18 protein-coding genes and 2 pseudogenes are annotated in these 17,560 nt (G+C 56.4%); 3 read left to right on the top strand and 17 right to left on the bottom strand.

Features of this window, described 5'->3' with window-relative positions; translation table 11 throughout:
* Positions 1 to 14: 14 nt before the first annotated feature.
* Entirely contained in the window at positions 15 to 1,271 is a 1,257-nt protein-coding gene (locus E5W70_RS18505; protein ID WP_292660549.1) for an NAD/NADP-dependent octopine/nopaline dehydrogenase family protein, read from the bottom strand.
* Between the two features lie 305 nt (positions 1,272 to 1,576).
* On the opposite strand from E5W70_RS18505, the gene E5W70_RS18500 reads away from it, so the two are divergent.
* Positions 1,577 to 2,458 (top strand): 50S ribosomal protein L11 methyltransferase, encoded by an 882-nt coding sequence (locus tag E5W70_RS18500; protein ID WP_292660546.1) that lies wholly within the window; start codon positions 1,577 to 1,579, stop codon positions 2,456 to 2,458.
* Positions 2,459 to 2,536: 78 nt separating this feature from the next.
* On the opposite strand, the gene E5W70_RS18495 is transcribed toward E5W70_RS18500, so the two are convergent.
* The 13 genes from E5W70_RS18495 to E5W70_RS18435 form a co-directional block, all read right to left on the bottom strand.
* Positions 2,537 to 3,340, bottom strand: a complete 804-nt coding sequence (locus E5W70_RS18495) for a dimethylarginine dimethylaminohydrolase (protein WP_292660544.1) — start codon at positions 3,338 to 3,340, stop codon at positions 2,537 to 2,539.
* Positions 3,341 to 3,378: 38 nt separating this feature from the next.
* Entirely contained in the window at positions 3,379 to 4,341 is a 963-nt protein-coding gene (gene ctlX / locus E5W70_RS18490; RefSeq protein ID WP_292660541.1) for a citrulline utilization hydrolase CtlX, read from the bottom strand.
* On the bottom strand, positions 4,338 to 5,414 hold the full coding sequence (locus E5W70_RS18485; RefSeq protein ID WP_292660538.1) for an ornithine cyclodeaminase: 1,077 nt from the start codon (positions 5,412 to 5,414) through the stop codon (positions 4,338 to 4,340). Before E5W70_RS18485 ends, ctlX begins: the two co-directional genes overlap by 4 nt.
* A gap of 247 nt (positions 5,415 to 5,661) precedes the next feature.
* Complete coding sequence (locus tag E5W70_RS18480) at positions 5,662 to 5,940, bottom strand: hypothetical protein (protein ID WP_366509717.1); 279 nt, start codon at positions 5,938 to 5,940, stop codon at positions 5,662 to 5,664.
* Complete coding sequence (locus E5W70_RS18475; RefSeq protein ID WP_292660536.1) at positions 5,937 to 7,436, bottom strand: NAD(P)/FAD-dependent oxidoreductase; 1,500 nt, start codon at positions 7,434 to 7,436, stop codon at positions 5,937 to 5,939. The genes E5W70_RS18480 and E5W70_RS18475 overlap by 4 nt, the downstream gene beginning before the upstream one ends.
* On the bottom strand, positions 7,433 to 7,759 hold the full coding sequence (locus E5W70_RS18470; RefSeq protein WP_292660534.1) for a (2Fe-2S)-binding protein: 327 nt from the start codon (positions 7,757 to 7,759) through the stop codon (positions 7,433 to 7,435). The genes E5W70_RS18475 and E5W70_RS18470 overlap by 4 nt, the downstream gene beginning before the upstream one ends.
* A complete protein-coding gene (locus E5W70_RS18465) occupies positions 7,740 to 8,855 on the bottom strand; it encodes an FAD-dependent oxidoreductase (protein WP_292660531.1) in 1,116 nt (371 codons plus the stop codon). Before E5W70_RS18465 ends, E5W70_RS18470 begins: the two co-directional genes overlap by 20 nt.
* A gap of 33 nt (positions 8,856 to 8,888) precedes the next feature.
* Positions 8,889 to 10,049 (bottom strand): enolase C-terminal domain-like protein, encoded by a 1,161-nt coding sequence (locus E5W70_RS18460; protein ID WP_292660528.1) that lies wholly within the window; start codon positions 10,047 to 10,049, stop codon positions 8,889 to 8,891.
* Positions 10,050 to 10,114: 65 nt separating this feature from the next.
* Positions 10,115 to 10,840 carry an ABC transporter permease gene (locus E5W70_RS18455; protein ID WP_292660525.1) on the bottom strand — a complete coding sequence of 242 codons (726 nt, stop codon included), beginning with the start codon at positions 10,838 to 10,840 and terminating at the stop codon, positions 10,115 to 10,117.
* Complete coding sequence (locus E5W70_RS18450; RefSeq protein ID WP_292660522.1) at positions 10,840 to 11,550, bottom strand: ABC transporter permease; 711 nt, start codon at positions 11,548 to 11,550, stop codon at positions 10,840 to 10,842. Before E5W70_RS18450 ends, E5W70_RS18455 begins: the two co-directional genes overlap by 1 nt.
* 76 nt (positions 11,551 to 11,626) lie before the next feature.
* On the bottom strand, positions 11,627 to 12,478 hold the full coding sequence (locus tag E5W70_RS18445) for a lysine/arginine/ornithine ABC transporter substrate-binding protein (protein ID WP_292660520.1): 852 nt from the start codon (positions 12,476 to 12,478) through the stop codon (positions 11,627 to 11,629).
* A 55-nt stretch (positions 12,479 to 12,533) separates the two neighbouring features.
* On the bottom strand, positions 12,534 to 13,325 hold the full coding sequence (locus E5W70_RS18440; protein ID WP_292660583.1) for an ATP-binding cassette domain-containing protein: 792 nt from the start codon (positions 13,323 to 13,325) through the stop codon (positions 12,534 to 12,536).
* 62 nt (positions 13,326 to 13,387) lie between these two features.
* Entirely contained in the window at positions 13,388 to 14,128 is a 741-nt protein-coding gene (locus tag E5W70_RS18435; protein ID WP_292660516.1) for a GntR family transcriptional regulator, read from the bottom strand.
* Between the two features lie 958 nt (positions 14,129 to 15,086).
* Here E5W70_RS18435 and E5W70_RS18430 point away from each other — a divergent pair.
* Positions 15,087 to 15,663: pseudogene (locus tag E5W70_RS18430) on the top strand (IS1595 family transposase); the annotation flags it as partial.
* A gap of 140 nt (positions 15,664 to 15,803) precedes the next feature.
* Entirely contained in the window at positions 15,804 to 16,007 is a 204-nt protein-coding gene (locus E5W70_RS18425; RefSeq protein ID WP_292660512.1) for a DUF1508 domain-containing protein, read from the top strand.
* A gap of 13 nt (positions 16,008 to 16,020) precedes the next feature.
* On the opposite strand, the gene E5W70_RS18420 is transcribed toward E5W70_RS18425, so the two are convergent.
* The 3 genes and pseudogenes from E5W70_RS18420 to E5W70_RS18410 all read right to left on the bottom strand — a co-directional run.
* A complete protein-coding gene (locus E5W70_RS18420) occupies positions 16,021 to 16,203 on the bottom strand; it encodes a hypothetical protein (protein WP_292660510.1) in 183 nt (60 codons plus the stop codon).
* Positions 16,204 to 16,644: 441 nt separating this feature from the next.
* Positions 16,645 to 16,851: a hypothetical protein gene (locus E5W70_RS18415; RefSeq protein WP_292660508.1), complete on the bottom strand. Its 207-nt coding sequence runs from the start codon at positions 16,849 to 16,851 to the stop codon at positions 16,645 to 16,647.
* Positions 16,852 to 16,857: 6 nt separating this feature from the next.
* Positions 16,858 to 17,560 (bottom strand): annotated as a pseudogene (locus E5W70_RS18410) (conjugal transfer protein TraA); the annotation flags it as partial.

Below are 17,560 nucleotides of genomic sequence, written 5' to 3'. Positions count from 1 at the left end.
CTTCCCTTACAGTCTCAAGTCCCAACGTCTCCGAAGCTGGCTAAAGCAAATGTGGTGCTCTCCATTGAGGGGGTTACATGGCCCGAGGGCGAAGACGACGGTGAATGGCATGTCGCGTTCTCGACAAATTGCAAAAGTTCCCTCCTCGACATATGAGCCATACCCAGTCGCCTGAGGTTACGGCCGCTCTCAAAATAGTTAATCCCATTCATGGCTGACGCGATGTCCACGAAAGCCTTTATGGTTCGAGCGTCTACGCCTACTTTGGCCCCGAGCTCATACCAAGGCACTAAAATATATGGTATGTCCTCCACCACATATCTGTCTTGCATATGGACCGGGGTTGCCTTGGTTGTATTGTGAATGCGCGTATGAAAAGCAAAATCTGCGAATTTGTCGAAAGATCCGCCATAGAAGCCCACCATTTCCTGCAGGAATGTCTGGAGTCGGAAACCCAAAGCATCGGCGATCGCCAGACGCTCTACGTCCACAGCTTCGATGACCTTCCCGACCGAGGATGAGATCCCGTCCCGATAGAAGAAAAAGTCTCCTTTTGTGCTTTCGATCCGACCTGTGTTGAGGATCGCTGCAACCGGATGTATCACTCCGTTGTTGGACTGCATCCCAATCTCGAACACATTATTGTGCAATTGGAGCGGCTGGGGAAATATATCCGCGACCTGTGACCATTGCTTTTCATCCAGCGTATTAGGGAAAGCGGCGATCGGCAGACTGGCCTTGATACCCGCGACCAAAACTTCGCCCTTCTGGATCCAAGATGCATATGGTGACGCGTTGGTTTCCAAAATGGTCAGGGCGTTCAACTCTCTTGAGCAGGCTAACGCGAAGAAATTGGCGTTGATCGCCACGATGACGTGACGGCTCAGGTCGAAATCCTTTAGTTCGCTAATGATGTCGTCATGCCCATACGATGGAACCGCGACTACAAGAACACGAGAAAATTCTACGGCAGTAGCCATCTCAGTGGTGACAGTCGGCTTAAACTGCCCCTCGATCTTCATACGAGCCGTCAGGTGACCATCTCGCCGGATCGCATCAATGTTACGGCGGTGATGTGGATGACCGTAAAGAAGGACGCCGAATCCACGGTTGATCAAATCAGCCGCAAAAGCGCATCCACAATTTCCGGCACCAATGATCGAAACTCGCATTTTGGAACCCACTGGCGCTCTCTGTTGGTGATTGTCCGCCAGGTAGCGCGAGCCCCGTACGGTGGGCGCATGATGCCCCGGTAGAGCAATCGCAAACATTGTGCCAACTCCGTAAAGGAGGGCTCATGATGAGTTTCCCGTTATAATCAAGGAGATCCACTTCAGCAGGGCGGCGAGCTCCATGTCGAGAATTCGACAAAACCCCTGTCGCCTTCGCTCCAGGTAAAGCCTCGATCAGAACGATCAGAGGCATTTGCAGCCCCGCTGCACCGCGTGGCGGACACGGCACGATTTTTGCAGCCCCATGCCGTACGGAAGCTTGAGATTTGAGGAAGAGCAGCTTTTGGCCTTCGGAAGAGGTGCTTTGAAGTTTTTTAGAGTGGACGCCGAACTGGAGGTATCAAATGAATGAAACAAATACAGTCGCTCACGCGGATGCTAAAGTTCCCCGGTGGCATTTCACAATGATGCACGACTCCGCACGAAATGCGGCAATTGAAGCGGCGATTGCATCTTCTAATGTCAGAGGGAAAACTATTGTTGAAATAGGAACTGGGGCTGGTCTTCCGGCGATGCTCTTCGCTAGGTACGGGGCTCGAAAGGTATTCTCATGCGAGATGGACGAGCGAATTGCTGGCGCGGCGCGGCAGATTATCAGGGCCAACGAGTTGCAGGACCGCATCGCGGTGATTGCAAAATCGTCGAGGCAAGCTATTCTTGACGGCGATCTTCCTTCAGCACCCGACATCATTTTCACGGAGACATTGGACGCTGGAGTCGTTGGTGAGGGATATGAAATGATTGCCGAGGACATCCGGCAGATCGCGAGTTCCACTACAGTCATTATGCCGAATTGGGTCCAGCAATTCGGCTTTCTCTGCACTGACGCCAAGGCTTTTCAGAGAAATTCCGTGTTCAACCAATGCGGATTCGATCTTTCTGGTTTTAATTTGTTTTCGGAACACTCTTACTTCCCGGTAAGTCAGATGCAGCACGATCCGGTACCTCTCTCGCCAACCTTTGTTTTAAGGAACTATGATTATCTAAATCCAAACACTCTGGATCGGGTAGAGCACCATATCATAACCCACAATACGGGTCTCTGCCACGGAATGACGTCATATTTTGATGCCCATTTTGGGAAATTCCTCGTCACTTCCAAGGGTCGGAGCGGGCATTGGTTGGCCGCCTTCCACCCTCTGCAAGAACCTATCCAGGTTGAATCGGGGCGGCATTATGTGTTGAAGGGAGATAAAACGGGGTTGATCGATTTGGTTTCGTTATGATTGAACGAGGGTGCCTGCAGGCCTCACGCTGTGGGTGCTCCTGCTAAGCCAATGTGATCGCGGCTCTCCGAGAGCAGCCTATTTGGTTTCCCGATACCAGCGGAGTGACATGCAGGAAAGCCCGGCGTCAATTTTCTCGATTTCGACAGTCTTCAGTGGAACGACCCTATAGCCCTCCTTGTCAAGCATCTCGAGAGTGCGAGGGTAGTGGGCACTGGCGAAGACGACGTCATTGACCCGAAGCACATTCGCAGCTGGTTCTTCGCCTTCCGGGACGACGATTCTGCGGAAACCATTGAATGCGGCAGCGTCGGCAAGTGCAGCCGTCGAAATCACGGATTCGTCGTCGAGCAGCGACGATGCTGTTTTGAAGTGCAAAACACCTTTTGGTGTCTCGGCCACCTGGGCCTTTCCACCGAGCTTTCCGATGCAGGCAATTAGCGCCTCTGCGCCTATTCTATCGGTGCGCGCCGAGAGGCCAATCAGCACCCCCATCGGCGTATACATGATGTCGCCCCCGTCCGCCTGGCCAGGAGCCGGCAGTTCCAGCACAGTCTCAAACATGTCGCGCAGGACCGGGATGAGTTCCACTGTTTCGTCGACACGGCTTGGCGTGCCAGGACGAAGTAGAATCGCGCCACTGGTAAACACGAGAGCCGGGTCCTCGACGAAGAGGGAGTCGGGGAAGATCTCAAGCGGCGGAAGGACTTTGACCGCGACGCCGGCATTGCGTAGGGCCGAGATATAGGCTTCGTGCTCGGCCTTGACACCTTCGTAAGTCGGACCGCCACGATCGTTGGCGCGCAGGCCGTTGACGACGGAGGAGGAGGGCTCTCGGACGATTGCCGAGTTGAACTCATAGACTGATCTGGTCTGCGACATTGTTGGCTATCCCCATAGATGTTTTGAATAGGCGGCTCTTATTCAGCCGCGAACAACAGGTGTTCCGTCGGTGCCGCGCGCCGCGACAAGTGAATTCCAGCAAGCATGCACCGCACCGAGCCTCCGGCGAGCTCGATCGTCGAAACGTCAAACGACAAGAGCTTTGCGGAACGCTCGATCGTTGATATCTGCTTCCGATTCAACGCCCCCTGGGCACGAGCTGAAAGAGCTAGCATACGGCCTTCCCGGCCTTCCAGCTCTATTGCATTGCCGGCGAAGTTCTCGATCTCTCCGATTGAAAGCTCGATAACTTGACGACCGGTTTCCTCCAGCCGGGCAATGATCTCCTGCCGGCGTCGGAGATCGGGAATCATCTGCGCCCCCAGCAGCGCAAAATCGGTCGCGATGCACATCAGCACATTCGTGTGATAGATCGGCCTGCCGCTGCGATCGGTGGCATTGAAGACCATCGGCTCGAAGTTGAAGTGCGTGCAAAACCGTTCAAGCGCCAATTCATTGGTGCGGTTTGAGCGTATGGCATAGGCAACCCGACCAATGTGATCGAGGACCATGGCGCCGGTGCCCTCAAGAAAGACATTGTCTTTCTCGAGGCCTGAATAGTCGATGATGTCCTGGACCCGATATTCGTTCTTCAACATCTCGATCACGTCACCGCGACGCTCTTTTTGCCGATTGGCCGAGTACATCGGATAGACGGCGACATGTCCGCCCGAGTGGGTCGAAAACCAGTTGTTGGGAAATACGGAATCGGGCGTTGTCATTGCCCTATCTTCGAAGACATGGACGGTGACACCAGCAGCGGCGAGACCTTCCGCCATACGCGTCACCTCGTCGTATGCCGCGCTCGAAACCGCCGCGGCGGCACCCTTCTCGTCATTTGACTGAAACGAGTTGTCGGCGGCGGTCATCGGGTTCGGTGTGAAGTGACGCGGCCGGATCATCACGACACCCTTGGGGGCCTGTACGGACTGCCTGCTCATCGGATCGCTCCGATCTTCTGAGGCACGGGAGCTGCCTTCGCAGCGCGCAGGATCATGCCAAAGAGATCGCGCGGGTCGTCGGGATCGGCAAGGAGATCGAGCTCCTCATAGAGGCCGGTGTCCTTAACTCGGTCGCGCACATAGCGCAGCGCGGAGAAATCCTCGATGGCAAAGCCGACCGAATCGAACAGCGTGATCTGGCGGTCGCCCGAGCGGCCTGGCACTATCCCCGCAATCACCTGCCAGAGCTCTATCACCGTATGATCGGGATCGAGTTGCTGGATTTCGCCCTCGATCCGCGTCTGTGGCAGGTATTCGACGAAGATGTCCGACCGCAGAAGGATGTCGCGGTGGAGCTCTGTCTTGCCGGGGCAGTCACCACCGACCGCGTTGATGTGGATGCCAGGGCCAACCATGTTGTCGGTCAGGATCGTCGCATACTGCTTGTCGGCCGTCACGGTGGTGACGATTTCGGCTCCTTCGACAGCTTCCTGCGAGGAGGCGCAGGCCTTGATCTCGAAGCCCATGCCGGCCAGGTTCTTCCGACATCGGGCGGTGGCGGTGGAATCGAGATCGTAAAGTCGGAGTTTGTCGACGCCGACGATCTCTTTGAAAGCGATCGCTTGGAACTCCGACTGGGCGCCGTTGCCAATTATGGCCATGGTCCGCGCGCCCGTTGGGGAAAGATACTTGGCGGCGATGGCCGACATCGCCGCGGTCCTGAGCGCCGTCAGTATCGTCATCTCCGTCAGCAACATAGGGTAGCCGCTGCCAACATCAGCGAGCACCCCGAAGGCAGTGACCGTCTGGCGCCCGAAGTGCGTGTTCTTCAAATGGCCGTTGACGTATTTGAAACTGTACGTTTCGCCGTCACTAGCGGGCATCAGTTCGATGACACCGTCAACGCTATGAGAGGCGACGCGCGGTGTCTTGTCAAAGCTTTCCCAGCGTAGGAAGTCTTCCTCGATGTACGCGGCAAGCTCAATAAGAAATCGCCCCACGCCGGTTGTGTTCACCAGCTTCATCATGTGGTCGACGCTGACGAAGGGGATGACGTTCAGTTTTTCTTGCATGCGTTTGCTAGCTCCTTAATCTAGCGGATGTGCGTTTACCCTTGATGCGCACCAAAAACAGCGACGCTGAGATGATTGCCGAATTTTCGGCTGGTTGGCCGCCGGCTTTTCCAATTCGCAGGTCTCGTGTTCATTGAGCCCTCCCCGTCAGCGAGAAATTTCCATCGCAGCCTGAGACGGCTCGATCGCTCGAAGGACTCAGTAATGCGAAGTGGCAATGAGTTCGATCAGGGCCCTCTCGCCGAGGTCAGCAATACCGATCGTTGCGCGGGCTGGCAGGTCTTCCGGCGCGAACCACTCTTTCCACACCGCGTCCATCTCCGGTTTGACATTCATGTCTTGCGAGCAGCTTCGATCGGTCCGATCTCGCCTCTTTCAGGTACGTGTCGAGCTTGGCCAATACTTCCCGGGTCTGGCCGGCCATGTCCTGGCTGTCGCCGTCGGCGACGATGCCGCCGATGTAGGCTATGCCGTTGTGCTTAACGACGCGATGGAGGGTAGGCGCACAAAGCAGCCGTTCGGTCATAACGAGTGTCCTTCTTCCTTGAATTGGTGATCAACCGGATCTCTGCCGGTCACGGCCTTCAAGGCGCGCGGCGCATGCGGAAGGGCCGCCAGCTCAGCAAGGCGAACCGGCTTTACCGGAGAGCGCAGACGATAGGTGCCTATCTCGCCAGGATTCATCCCTTTCGCAGCGGCCATGATTTCCGTGACCGTGGCGGCGCAGAGGCGCCCCTGGCACGGTCCCATTCCGCAGCGAATGAAAGTCTTCAATTGGTTCGGACCGGGTGGTCCGAGCGTAATCACCTCGCGAAGCTTGCCCGCCGAAATCTCTTCACAGCGACACACGATCGTTTCTGGATCGGAGGGGACGAGAAAAGCACGCGCAGGCGAGTACAGCGCGTCCAGGAAGTCTCTGCCCTGAAAGAAGCGCTGGCGTCGTCCCTGAAGGTCCCTGATCAATGAGGCCGACTTTGCGAGGCCGAGGTCCGAAAGAGCAGCCAGGGCGGCAATCCGTCCGCCCATTTCGGCTGCTTGAGCGCCCACGATGCCGGCGCTGTCTCCCGCGATGAGAATGCCTCGCCTTGGTGTGCGCCCCTCGGCGTCCGTCACTGGCTGGAAAGCGCGTTGGCGCTCGTTCCACATCAAGGGGCAACCGGCGGCAGTTGCAAGATTGATGGCCGGTACAACGCCCTGATGCAGCAGAACGGTCTCGGCTTGAAGTGCTTCAGTTTTCAGGCGAGTCGCGAAACGAACGCCCTCGACGGTATTTTGCCCAAGGATCGCGAGCGATTGAACTCGGGTCACCACACGAATATGGCGTTTCGTTTTGAGGAGAAGGCCAAGCCCCTTTACCAGATACGGCGAGCCCAGAAATCCTGGCAGGTGGCGCAATGCTTCCCACCGGAGGAGCGATTGCGACGTATCAAGAAGAGTGATGTTGTGCCCGCCTGCATCGGCAAGCTGGCTCGCAAGGAGGTATAAAAGCGGCCCGCAGCCTGCGAGGACGACCGGTGCGCTCGGCACGACACCGGAGGATTTGAGTGCGATCTGGGCTGCACCGGCCGTCATGACACCCGGCAGAGTCCACCCGGGGACGGACATGGGCCTTTCTTGAGCACCGGTCGCAAGGACCACGGCAGCCGCCTCAATCATGCGCGCAACACCAGCTACCGTCAGCCCCACGCGATGATGATCCTTGCCCTCCCCATCTTCGGTGTGCTCGATGCTCCACACGGTCGCTTTCGCAGCATAGTCTCCGCTGCACTCGGCGAACAAATCTGCAAGCGGTTTTCCCTTCCAGTAGTCGGAGCCGAGATAGCTTCGCTCGCCGGGCCGGTTGCGCGTGATTTCGCGGTATATCTGACCACCGGGACGAGGGTTTTCGTCCAGCACGACAACCCGTGCACCCGCTTTAGACGCTTCTATCGCAGCCGCCATTCCCGCCGGCCCTGCCCCAACGATCAGGATGTCATAGACGGGGAGCAAGTCTTCTGCCTTGGACACAACACGCGCTGTCATAATACCTCACGCCCTTCGTCAGGTCCGGAACGTGGAGGCAAGCTCGATGCACCATTTTGGCTCAGCACGGTCATCCCGCCCTCAACTTCAATGAGACAGGCCTGGCGATTTTGAACACCATCGACGGTGACGAGGCATTCGAAGCAGACACCCATCAGGCAATACGGAGCGCGAGGAGCTCCGCTGACCACCGAATGACGCACCTGATGCACGCCGGCGGCAAGCAGAGCGGTGGCGAGCATGTCCCCGCGCTCTGCTCGCATCGACGCGCCGTCGAAGGTGAAGTGAACGGACTGTTCGATTTCACGCAATCTGCTCAGCATGAAACCTCCTTGCTGAAAATGAGCTGAGCTCTTCGCTCAGCTGTGAGGCGGAGATCTGCGGGGCCACGACCAGGGCATGGTTCGCCGCAAGCGTCACCCCTGAATGGCAAGCCACCAGGAATGCGCTTGGATGCCTGGGGGAGCGATCATAGATCGGTACACCATCGGCGGTTTTGACCCTGAATCCGGTCCAGCTGCGCACCACGCTCAAGTTTGCAAGAGACGGGAAAACCCGAATTGCACGGCTTGCAAGGACGGCAGTGATGTCCGAAGACGTCGCTATGCTGGAGCTGTCCGTCTCTTCGCTGTCACCGATCATGACGCCGCCTTCATCAGTTTGACGGATCGTTGGTGACAGACAGGGTAGAAAAGGCTTGCACTTTTCGGTGACAAGAACCTGCCCCTTGCTTCGCTTGAGCGGACATGAAAGGCCCACCATCGGGGCGAGCCTTTCATTTTCAAGTCCGGCCGCGAGCACAATCTTGCGGGACATAATCGAAAAGCCATCGCCCGTGACGATGAAGCCATCGGCCACGGGCCGGATCGCGTCCACCTTGTGATTGGCTCGATAGCTCGCCCCTCTTCCGATCATTGCCGCATGCAACGCATGAAATAATCGAAGCGCGTTTACATGGCCGTCCGCTGGGGAATAGACCGATCCCACGACATCAGGTCCAACATGCGTCAAACGTTCGCGTGTCTGACATCTGTCCAGTACTTCGAAGATTGGAGCATGGGCGGCCGTTTCGGAGGCGATGCATTCCATGTCCGCCTGAATGGCTTCGAGTTCCTCATCCGCAAGTGCAAACGTGAAGCCACCGTTTTGAATGAGGCCTACGTCGATGCCGCTATCCTCATAGAGCGCAGCAGCCATCGTCGGCCATATCTTCGCCGAGCTGTAGGACCACAGCGCATAATGGGGGGCATGCAAACCTTTACCTTGTACCCACACCAACGCGAAATTCGCTCTCGACGCCCGCAGGTCTAAGTCCGAGCCATCGAGGACAAGCGGCTTCACGCCTGAGCGGGCAAGTCCCCAAGCGATGGCCGCGCCGACAAGGCCGCCGCCTATGACGAGCAAGTCAACGTTTTGCATCGTTCGCACGCACATCGTTGCTGGAGGAACTGGTCATTTCTCTGCCCCGAGCACGAAACTGGACGTCGTCAGCCGGCGCACATGGTCCTCATCGATCGCAACGCCCAATCCTGGACGCTCCGGCAGATGCACCATGCCCTTGCGCACGAAAGACGAAAAATCCGTCGGGTCCTCAACCAGACGCATGGTCGACATGAAAGCGTGACCAATGTCGATGAGGTTTCTAACCGTGACTGCATGTTGGAGCGAGGCGGCCTGTGTAATGCCGAACTCGATCATCGAATTCATGTAGCATTGGATGCCGAATGCTTCCGCGGTTGCGGCGATGCGCTGCGCGCGCAGAGGCCCGCCATTCTTGCTGCTCTTGATGCTGAAAACCTTTGCCGCACCGGCGGCAGCGAGGTGAGCAGCATCAGTGTGTTCAATAATCGATTCATCCGCCGACAGCGGAAACTGGCTTGCGCCCGACAGTTCCGCCATGCCTTTAGTAATGTCATTTGACAAAGGCTCTTCGACAAAGGCAAGTTTCGAGCTGGTTATCCCAGCCAGGAACTCCCGCGCTTGATCGAGGCTCCAACCTTGATTTGCATCTGCAATGAGCTTGATGCTCTCGCCGTATCGGGCCTCCAAAGCCGCCACACGTTTGATCTCGCTAGCGATGGGCGAAGTACCCATTTTCAGCATGAAGCTCGAGAAACCTTGGGCAGCGCGCTCTTCGATGATGGGAATATCGTCTTCAGCTGTGCCATTGCTCAAAGGCCACAGGACCGGCAGAGAGCGGCGGATCGCCCCCCCGAGAAGCATCGCCGCCGAAACGTTCAACCGTTTGCCAAGAATGTCCAGCAATGCCATCGACACGGCGCCTTTAGCGCAGAGGTGGCTCGGGAGAAGCGAGTCGACCAACGCGTCGATCGTGCCTGGCATTGGCTCCGCTGCGCGGAGAACTGTGGGCAACAGCGTCTCCTTCAGGACACGCATCACGCCGGCCGGCGTCTCGCCATCCACCGTCTCGGCGGGATTGGCTTCGCCCCACCCCACAATACCGTCAGCGTCTGTGAGCTTCACGAGGACTGCCTGGGTTGCGATCAATACTCCTTCGGTCAGCTTGTAAGGTACGCAAAGCTTTGCTTCGATTTCGAACACATCTGCGCTCACAATCGGAGCAATGGTCTCTGTGGTTGTTTTCTCGTTCATTCTAAATTCCTGGAACAATGGAGGCGAGGACCGGGCGTGTTGGGCCGAGCCCATGCGCCAATCCATTAATGGATTGCCGCGGCGGTCGTGGACCGGATGGCACGCTCGGTGCGCAAATGAGGATTGAGCCATATCTCGGTTACCGTGACGGCGCGGCTGACTATGAAATTAATTGACAGGTAGATAGCGCCTGCGATCACGAAGACTTCGACCGGCTGGAATGTGTTGGAGATGATCTGCTTCGCCACCCCGGTGACTTCCACAATCGTGATCGTCGAAGCGAGCGAAGTCGACTTAACCATAAGGATAATTTCGTTGCCGTAAGCAGGCAGTGCAAGGCGCATCGCGATGGGAAAGACAACGCGACGGAATTGCAGGACACCTGACATTCCGACTGCGCGAGCCGCCTCAACTTGACCCAGCGGAACAGCCTGTATAGCGCCTCGGATGATTTCGGTGCTGTAGGCGGCCGTACTAAGTGTGAGAGCAAGGATCGCGCAGAACCAGGCATCCCGGAAGAGAACCCATAAACCGGCCGCTTCAAAGAAGGCTCTGAACTGCCCGGATCCATAGTAGATCAGGAACATTTGAACTAGGAGCGGTGTTGAACGGATTACATACACGTAGGCGTACGCCAGGCCAGAAAGAAGCCGACTTTTTGACACACGCATCAAGGCCAATGGCACGGCAAGCCCGAAGCCCAGACAAAGCGAAACTGCAGCCAATGTTAGGGTCGTGGGTACGGCGGCAATAAGTTTCGGGAATGCATCCCGCATGGCATCGAAATCCATTACTGGCTCCTTACTCCGCGATTTGCCCATTTTTCAGCCCGGATAAATCCACGGTTGGACAGGGAGGTCAGCAAGAGGAAGAGAACAAATGCCGCGAGATAGAAGGTAAACGGCTCTTTCGTTGAACCAGCCCCAACCGCGGCGGCGCGCATAATCTCCACGAGGCCGACCACAGAGATCAGAGAGGTATCCTTCAGGGTATATTGCCAGACGTTGCCCATGCTCGGCAGCGCAAACCGCGCAGCCTGCGGAATCAGAATTCGACGCAGACGAAGGGTTGGCCCCATTCCGATCGCCCTTGCGGCCTCGATTTGACCCTTCGGGATCGCGAGAACGGCAGCACGAATAACCTCGGTCGCGTAGGCCCCGGCGCTCACACCGATGCACAATATGCCAATGACGAAGACAGGCGGCTCCACATAGCCCTCGAACCCGAAAAGCGAATTTCCGAGGTAGCGGAGCATTGATCCGCCCCCAAAGAAAACGAGAAAGATGATCAGCAGCTCCGGAACGCCTCGCACAACGGTTGTGTAAAAATCGCCGAGGAGTCTAAGCCCCCAGAACCTTGACAGCTTTGCAGCAGCAAAAGCTGAACCAATAAGAATGCCCAAGGCGAAGGCGAAAGTTGCGACCACAAATGTCATGACTGCACCACGGGCCAACTCGTCGCCCCAGCCAGCGTCACCCCATGCAAGTTGTGTAAGATCCATGGTTACCACTCAAATTGGCATGGAGGTGAGATCGGAGCGCCGAGCATTGGCTAAGCGCCCCAATTCCACAGGAGCATCAATTCAGCGGTGTCGCGTCGTAGCCGAACCATTTCATCGACAGATTCTTCATCGTGCCGTCGGCAATCGCTTCGGCGATCGCCTTGTTAAACATTTCGCGCAGCTGCTCGTCTTCCTTGCGGACGCCGATGCCAGTACCCTTGCCAAAAGGTCCGCCGGTCATGTTTGGCCCGAAGATTTTGAGATTCTTACCTTCGGGTTTTTCGGTCAACGGCTTGAGACGAGCCAACGAGGATAAGCTCGCATCAATCCGACCAGAGTTCAGGTCAAGAATCATGTTGTCGGCAGTGTCGTAGCTTGCCAATTCAACATTCGGCAGCAGCTCTTTCATGAAGCTCTCGGTGGTTGTGCTGACCTGCACTCCGACTTTCTTTCCCTTGAGGGCCTCACCCAGTTTATCAAGTGCCGCCCGTTCCTCGGGACTCACGTCATCAAGCGCAAGGCTGTCCAAGTCACTCTTGAATTCGAGTAAGGGGCTGCCGGCCGGGGCGATGAAACGGATCGGCGTCCTGATATAGGGTTGCGTGAAAGAGATGATCTTTTCGCGAGCAGGTTGGATGTCCATTGCGGCGAGGATCACGTCATAACGACCAGCGACAAGCGACGGTATGATCCCGTCCCAAGCCTGCTCCACGACGGTGCACTCGACTTTCATGCGGCTGCAAAGATCCTTGCCGAGATCGATGTCGAAACCCATCAGATTGCCGCCGGCGTCCTTGTAATCGAAGGGAGCGTAAGATGCTTCCGTTGCTATGGAGATATTCTTATAATCCTTAGCCACTGCTTGCCCTCCCACACATGCAGCACCAGAAAGAATCGCGACCATTGCATTTATTTTGAAGATTTTCATGTTCTCACCTCTCTTGTTATTTGATGCTTCATTCAATGCAGGCATTACGATCAATTCACAGAACGCTTGCGAGGAATTCTCGACACCTCTGCGAGGAGGGGTTCCTGAATACTTCTTCTGGCGTCCCTTGTTCTTCGATCCTCCCTTTATCCAGAAAGACCACCTTACTTGAAACTTCCCGAGCGAAACCTATTTCATGAGTGACCACGATCATGGTGCGGCCTTCTTCCGCAAGCTGCCGGACAACCTTCAAGACCTCGCCCACTAGCTCTGGATCAAGCGCAGATGTGGGCTCGTCGAACAGAAGAGCGGCCGGCTGCATCGCAAGTGCGCGGGCAATGCTCACACGCTGTTGCTGGCCGCCGGACAGTTCAGAGGGATAGCTCCCATGCTTTTCGGCAATACCAACCTTGCTCAGGAGGTCCATGGCTCTGTCTCGCACTTCATTCTTCGGCTGCTTGAGCACGTGGACAGGTCCCTCCATGACGTTCTGTAGTACCGACATGTGCGACCACAGATTGAAGCTCTGGAACACCATGCCAAGCTGCATCCGCATCCGGTCGATTTTCTTGCGATCGAGCCCAACCAGACGGCCCTTATGGTTGGTCTCCACTTTGATTTCGTCTTGACCGACCGCGATCCGACCTTTGCTCGGCATCTCGAGGAAATTCATGCAGCGCAGGAAGGTGCTCTTGCCGGAACCCGAACTGCCAATGATCGAGATAACGTCCCCTCTGTTGGCTTCGAGCGACATTCCCTTCAGCACCTCAAAACTGCCGAAACTCTTATGTACGTCCTCTGCAACGAGGGTTGGTCGATTGCCAATGGCCGCAGGGACATTGGGCATCGCCGCGCCTTCGGTGACGTACGCGCTTTGCAAAGCAGCCGCGAAAAGGAGTCCTGACGACTTCATGATTGTTTCCTTCCACCTGCAGCAGTCTTCCTCCCGACTGACGCTTCATGCTCCTGCGCATGCCTCATCAAGCCCTCTTTTCCTCCAATGATGTGAGCTTTCATAAGAGCTGATGCTGCGTCGGCATCTCGTTCTTGGATGGCTGCCAAGATGCGCTTTTCCTCGGTGTTCCCCGGCTCGCCAAGATGGAGGCGCGAGAACTTGCTGCGGAACAGGACAAGCCGCCCCCAGACGCTCTTCAGCATGTCGACCAGGTTCTGACTGCCGGACATAGCCGCTACCAGCCGATGAAAGTTGACCGCGTGGTCAAATATCGCAGGCTCTTCCCCGCGTGCGATTGCGCCGTCCATATTCTTGAGGCACTGAGCGAGCAGGCTCAGATCGTTGTCAGTGCGGTTTTTCGCAGCGAGCTCTGCAGCGAGCGCTTCCAAGGAAGCACGAATATCGTAGAGCTCCCATGCCTCTTCGGGAGGCATGTCGCGGACGAACGGCCCCTTGTTCTTGGTGATTTCAATCAACCCGTCCTTCTCGAGCTGCCGGAGCGCCTCGCGGACCGAGGGCCTGCTCACTCCGAGCGCGGTGGCCAGTCGGTTCTCGTTCATATGTTCCCCGGGCAGAAGCTCGCCTAAGAGAATTTTTTCGTGCACCTGCTGATAGACCAATTCCGAAATGGAGACATTCCGGAGCAGCTTCAGAGCGCTGTTTAGACTTCGCTGTTCCCGCTCACTGTCCCGCATCAGGGCTCCTCTCGCGCTCACAAAGTGTCGATTGCCGGCAATCTGCAATATTAGCGTAGCCTTGTCAAGCAGCGCGAATTGGTCGCGTCCGCTGGTCGGCCTACGGGTCAAAGCGCGATTTTAGACCTGACCCAAGTTCACAGGCGGTACGCAGGACAAGCCTCGCATCGTCCGAAGCTCTTAGTGAAATCTGGCTTTTGACTTTCTGACGTCCGGCCCTGGGCGTCCCAATTTCTGCCCGCAGTCAATCAACGAGTGTTGGGATCATCGGAGGATAGTGAAGATGGCTGGAGGTCGGTTGAAATGAACACTAAGCAATTCAGAGGCTTTGGAAAGCGTGACAATGGTGGCCCGACAAGAAAGATGCCCGCGTGAACGCTCAGGAGTCTCTCGGTTCCCGCGATGGAGGTCGGGAGCGTCTGGGGCCATGCGGATCTTGACATCGACGTCGCGGGACGGACGTTGAACGGCTCCTTCTTTTACGGCGAATGCAAGTGACGCTCGGTGGCGATGGACCTTGCGATGGTCGAAACCACTGCGAAATCGGTCGGAACAGACAACCTATGGCAGAGTGAAGAAAGGCAAGCACTATCTTTTCTTCAGTCGGAACGGCTTCCGTACTGAAGTCGAAGAACTGGCAAAGACCCACGGGTCGATACACCTTCTACGTCTGGATGACCTGACCAGGCATCCGCTCCTGAAGAGCGCTCATACGTAAGGTCGATTTAGACAGGGAAAACGAGTTTGCTCTTTGACAAATCAGCAATTCATTTTGGTGGCATTTGCTATCTAACGCTGGAAAATGAGCGATGCAGCCGCTCGCTCAATGGGGCACGCCTAGAAGACTCATCTGTTTCGCATACACAGTAGAGATCTGCCTGCGATCATCTCTGCAGGCCAGATAACGTCGCAGTGTCCGCGCGTCGCCAAAGGTATGTAAAAACCGCTGCTTGAAGCGCTTGCTTTCTCGAAGAAAGGCATGAGCGCCCACCAGCTGCACCGCATGCTTGGCGTCACATACAAGACGGCCTGGTTCATGGCTCATCGCATCCGTGAAGCCATGAAGGAAAACGTAGCCTCATCTGGTCCAATTGGCGGCGAAGGCAAGATCGTGGAAGCCGACGAAACCTATTTCGGCCCGAAGGAAACGATCAAGCAGCGCACCATTCGCGGCAAGCCCGCCAACTCGTCCAAGCGTTCCATTGTGGCTCTTGTCGAGCGTGGCGGCAAAGTCCGCTCTTTCCATGTTGAGCGCGCTACAAAGGCGTCTGTGAGCACACTGGCGGCGAATACGTTCGCTATGAAGCCGACCGCGTGGTCCACACCAACACGATTGAAAACACGTTTTCAGTGTTTAAGCGCGGCATGGTCGGCGTCTATCAGCATTGCGGCGAGGCTCACTTGCACCGCTACCTTGCCGAGTTCGACTTCCGTTACAATCGCCGCACGGCGCTCAAGATCACGACTCCGAGCGCCACGACCAGCTGCTTGCCATAGCGGCCGCATTTCTGCGCTGGCGTAAACGAAGGGGATAATCGAGCCCTCGCATATTGCGTTCTCTAGTGCTTTTACTCTAGCTTCCGCATCTTGCTGCGAAGGCGCTGGAATCTCGAATGAGTAACGTCCACCTTCGTAGCAGTAGGTGAAAGACCATAAACTTGTTTTGGGGGAAACCATGGCTGATCGCCCTTATCCTTCTTTTTTGATCTACAAAGACAAAATCGGCGAATATAGGTGGCGCTATCAAGCGTCCAACACCCTCGTTATTGCCGACAGTGGCGAGGGCTATAAGCGAAAGGCTGATTGCCAGCATGGCATCGACCTTGTGAAGGGCAGTAGCGGCAAGCCGGTTTGGGTCACCAACGACGCCGCTGGCTAGACTGTGACGTAAATCACTCCTTCTCTGTATGGTCTTTCTTGGCGGAAGGGCCATGCAGTTTCTTTTTATGGGGCACTTTGCTTGAGTGAGGCTTGTCCGATTGCCCATTCTCGTGCGGCTTCGGCGGCGTTTTGAGCATCCGCCTAAGCGTCTCGTTGAAACGCTTTTCGTCGCTATTGGTGTTTGTTCCGTTCATCGTCGTTGTCCCAACCCTTCGCGCACAATTCTCGCCACTGCAGCGTCCTCATCCTGCCTAAAAACAGGGACGGGTAGCCAGCCGATTACTAGCGCGGCGACGGAGATCTGCGGGCACAGAGTTATCCTTCTCCAAGAGTGCGACAACTGATATGTCCTGCTTCACCTCATATGCCGTTTGGTGCAGAAAAATCGCATCGTGAACTCGACCTGGTGTGCTCCCGAAGAATATCGCCACTGGCGGCCTACCTTCGGCCTCCCACAACCATGTCCGGCCTCACCTCAGAGAGGCGAGAGCAGGGTCAGCCAGTCCGCGCGCTCAGCCTCGGTAAGCGAATTCCACCACTGCATACCGGCCATTTCGTCACGTCGGATTCCGGTTCGGTTCGTCTGCCATTTTCTTATCCTTGCATAAGACTTGAGCGCCAGGGGCCCGGAACTATCAGAACGGCCAGAAGCCGGCCCAAAAAGCCAGCATTTCGCTGCTCCACTGCATGAAGTTTTGGTACCAGCCAGACACCGTTTCATACGCAACCTGCAGTGCACCTAGGAAGAAAACGAAACAGATGATGACAGCAAATAGCTTGCCAAAACCCTCGTCACCTTTCGGGTCGCTGCTCTGATAAACGTAATCCTGTCGATTAAGCATGGTCCTCTAACGATCCCGGTCGTCGCGGTCGCGTTCCCTTCTTTCCAATTCCTCGCGCTCCAACTCCTCGAGGCGAGGAACATGCTGTTGCGCCGGATCGGACCGCGTCGTTTCGCCACCGCGTTGTGTGGCATCCTTGTCCCTGTTTAACTTATCGTGCAGCCGATTTGTAGCATCTACGGTCGACGCCAGTTCGTGAGCCTGCTCGGCCGGTTCCTCCGGCCGGCGCTCGGCCTCCTCGGGGCGAGGATCTCGCTGCTGTTCGGTCACGGCATCGACATTTGCAGGGGTTTTGCCCTGCTCTTCTGCCGGCCGCTCTTCGGACTGCTCTGCCGCCTCGATAGCCCGCTTGAGGTCCGGATCCTTCTCGGCTACCTCGCGCATATAGGTGTTGCCCTGGACGGCAAGCTCCGCCGCGCGAGCGAGTCCGCGCTCAATATCGGCTCGGAATACCATTTGATCGTTGGAAAGCTCACCGGCCTCAATTCTATCCAAACCCTCGCGACTGGTTTCGATGTCCATAAGAACGTCATTTGCCGCCTCGACAACCGCCTCACCGTGTTTGGCGACTGCCGCATCCCACTGGTCATTCGCATCGTCTCGACGCTCCGGGCTTTCGGCTCGCTCGGTCGCGGTTCCCTGCTCTGCCTGCGCCTGGCCTTTCAGCTCGTAAAGCTCCATGAGCTCGCGCCGGCCGTTAACATGCTCG

This window comes from Mesorhizobium sp., assembly GCF_005063415.1.
Lineage (GTDB): Bacteria > Pseudomonadota > Alphaproteobacteria > Rhizobiales > Rhizobiaceae > Mesorhizobium.
This window is presented reverse-complemented; position numbering and strand designations above follow the sequence as displayed.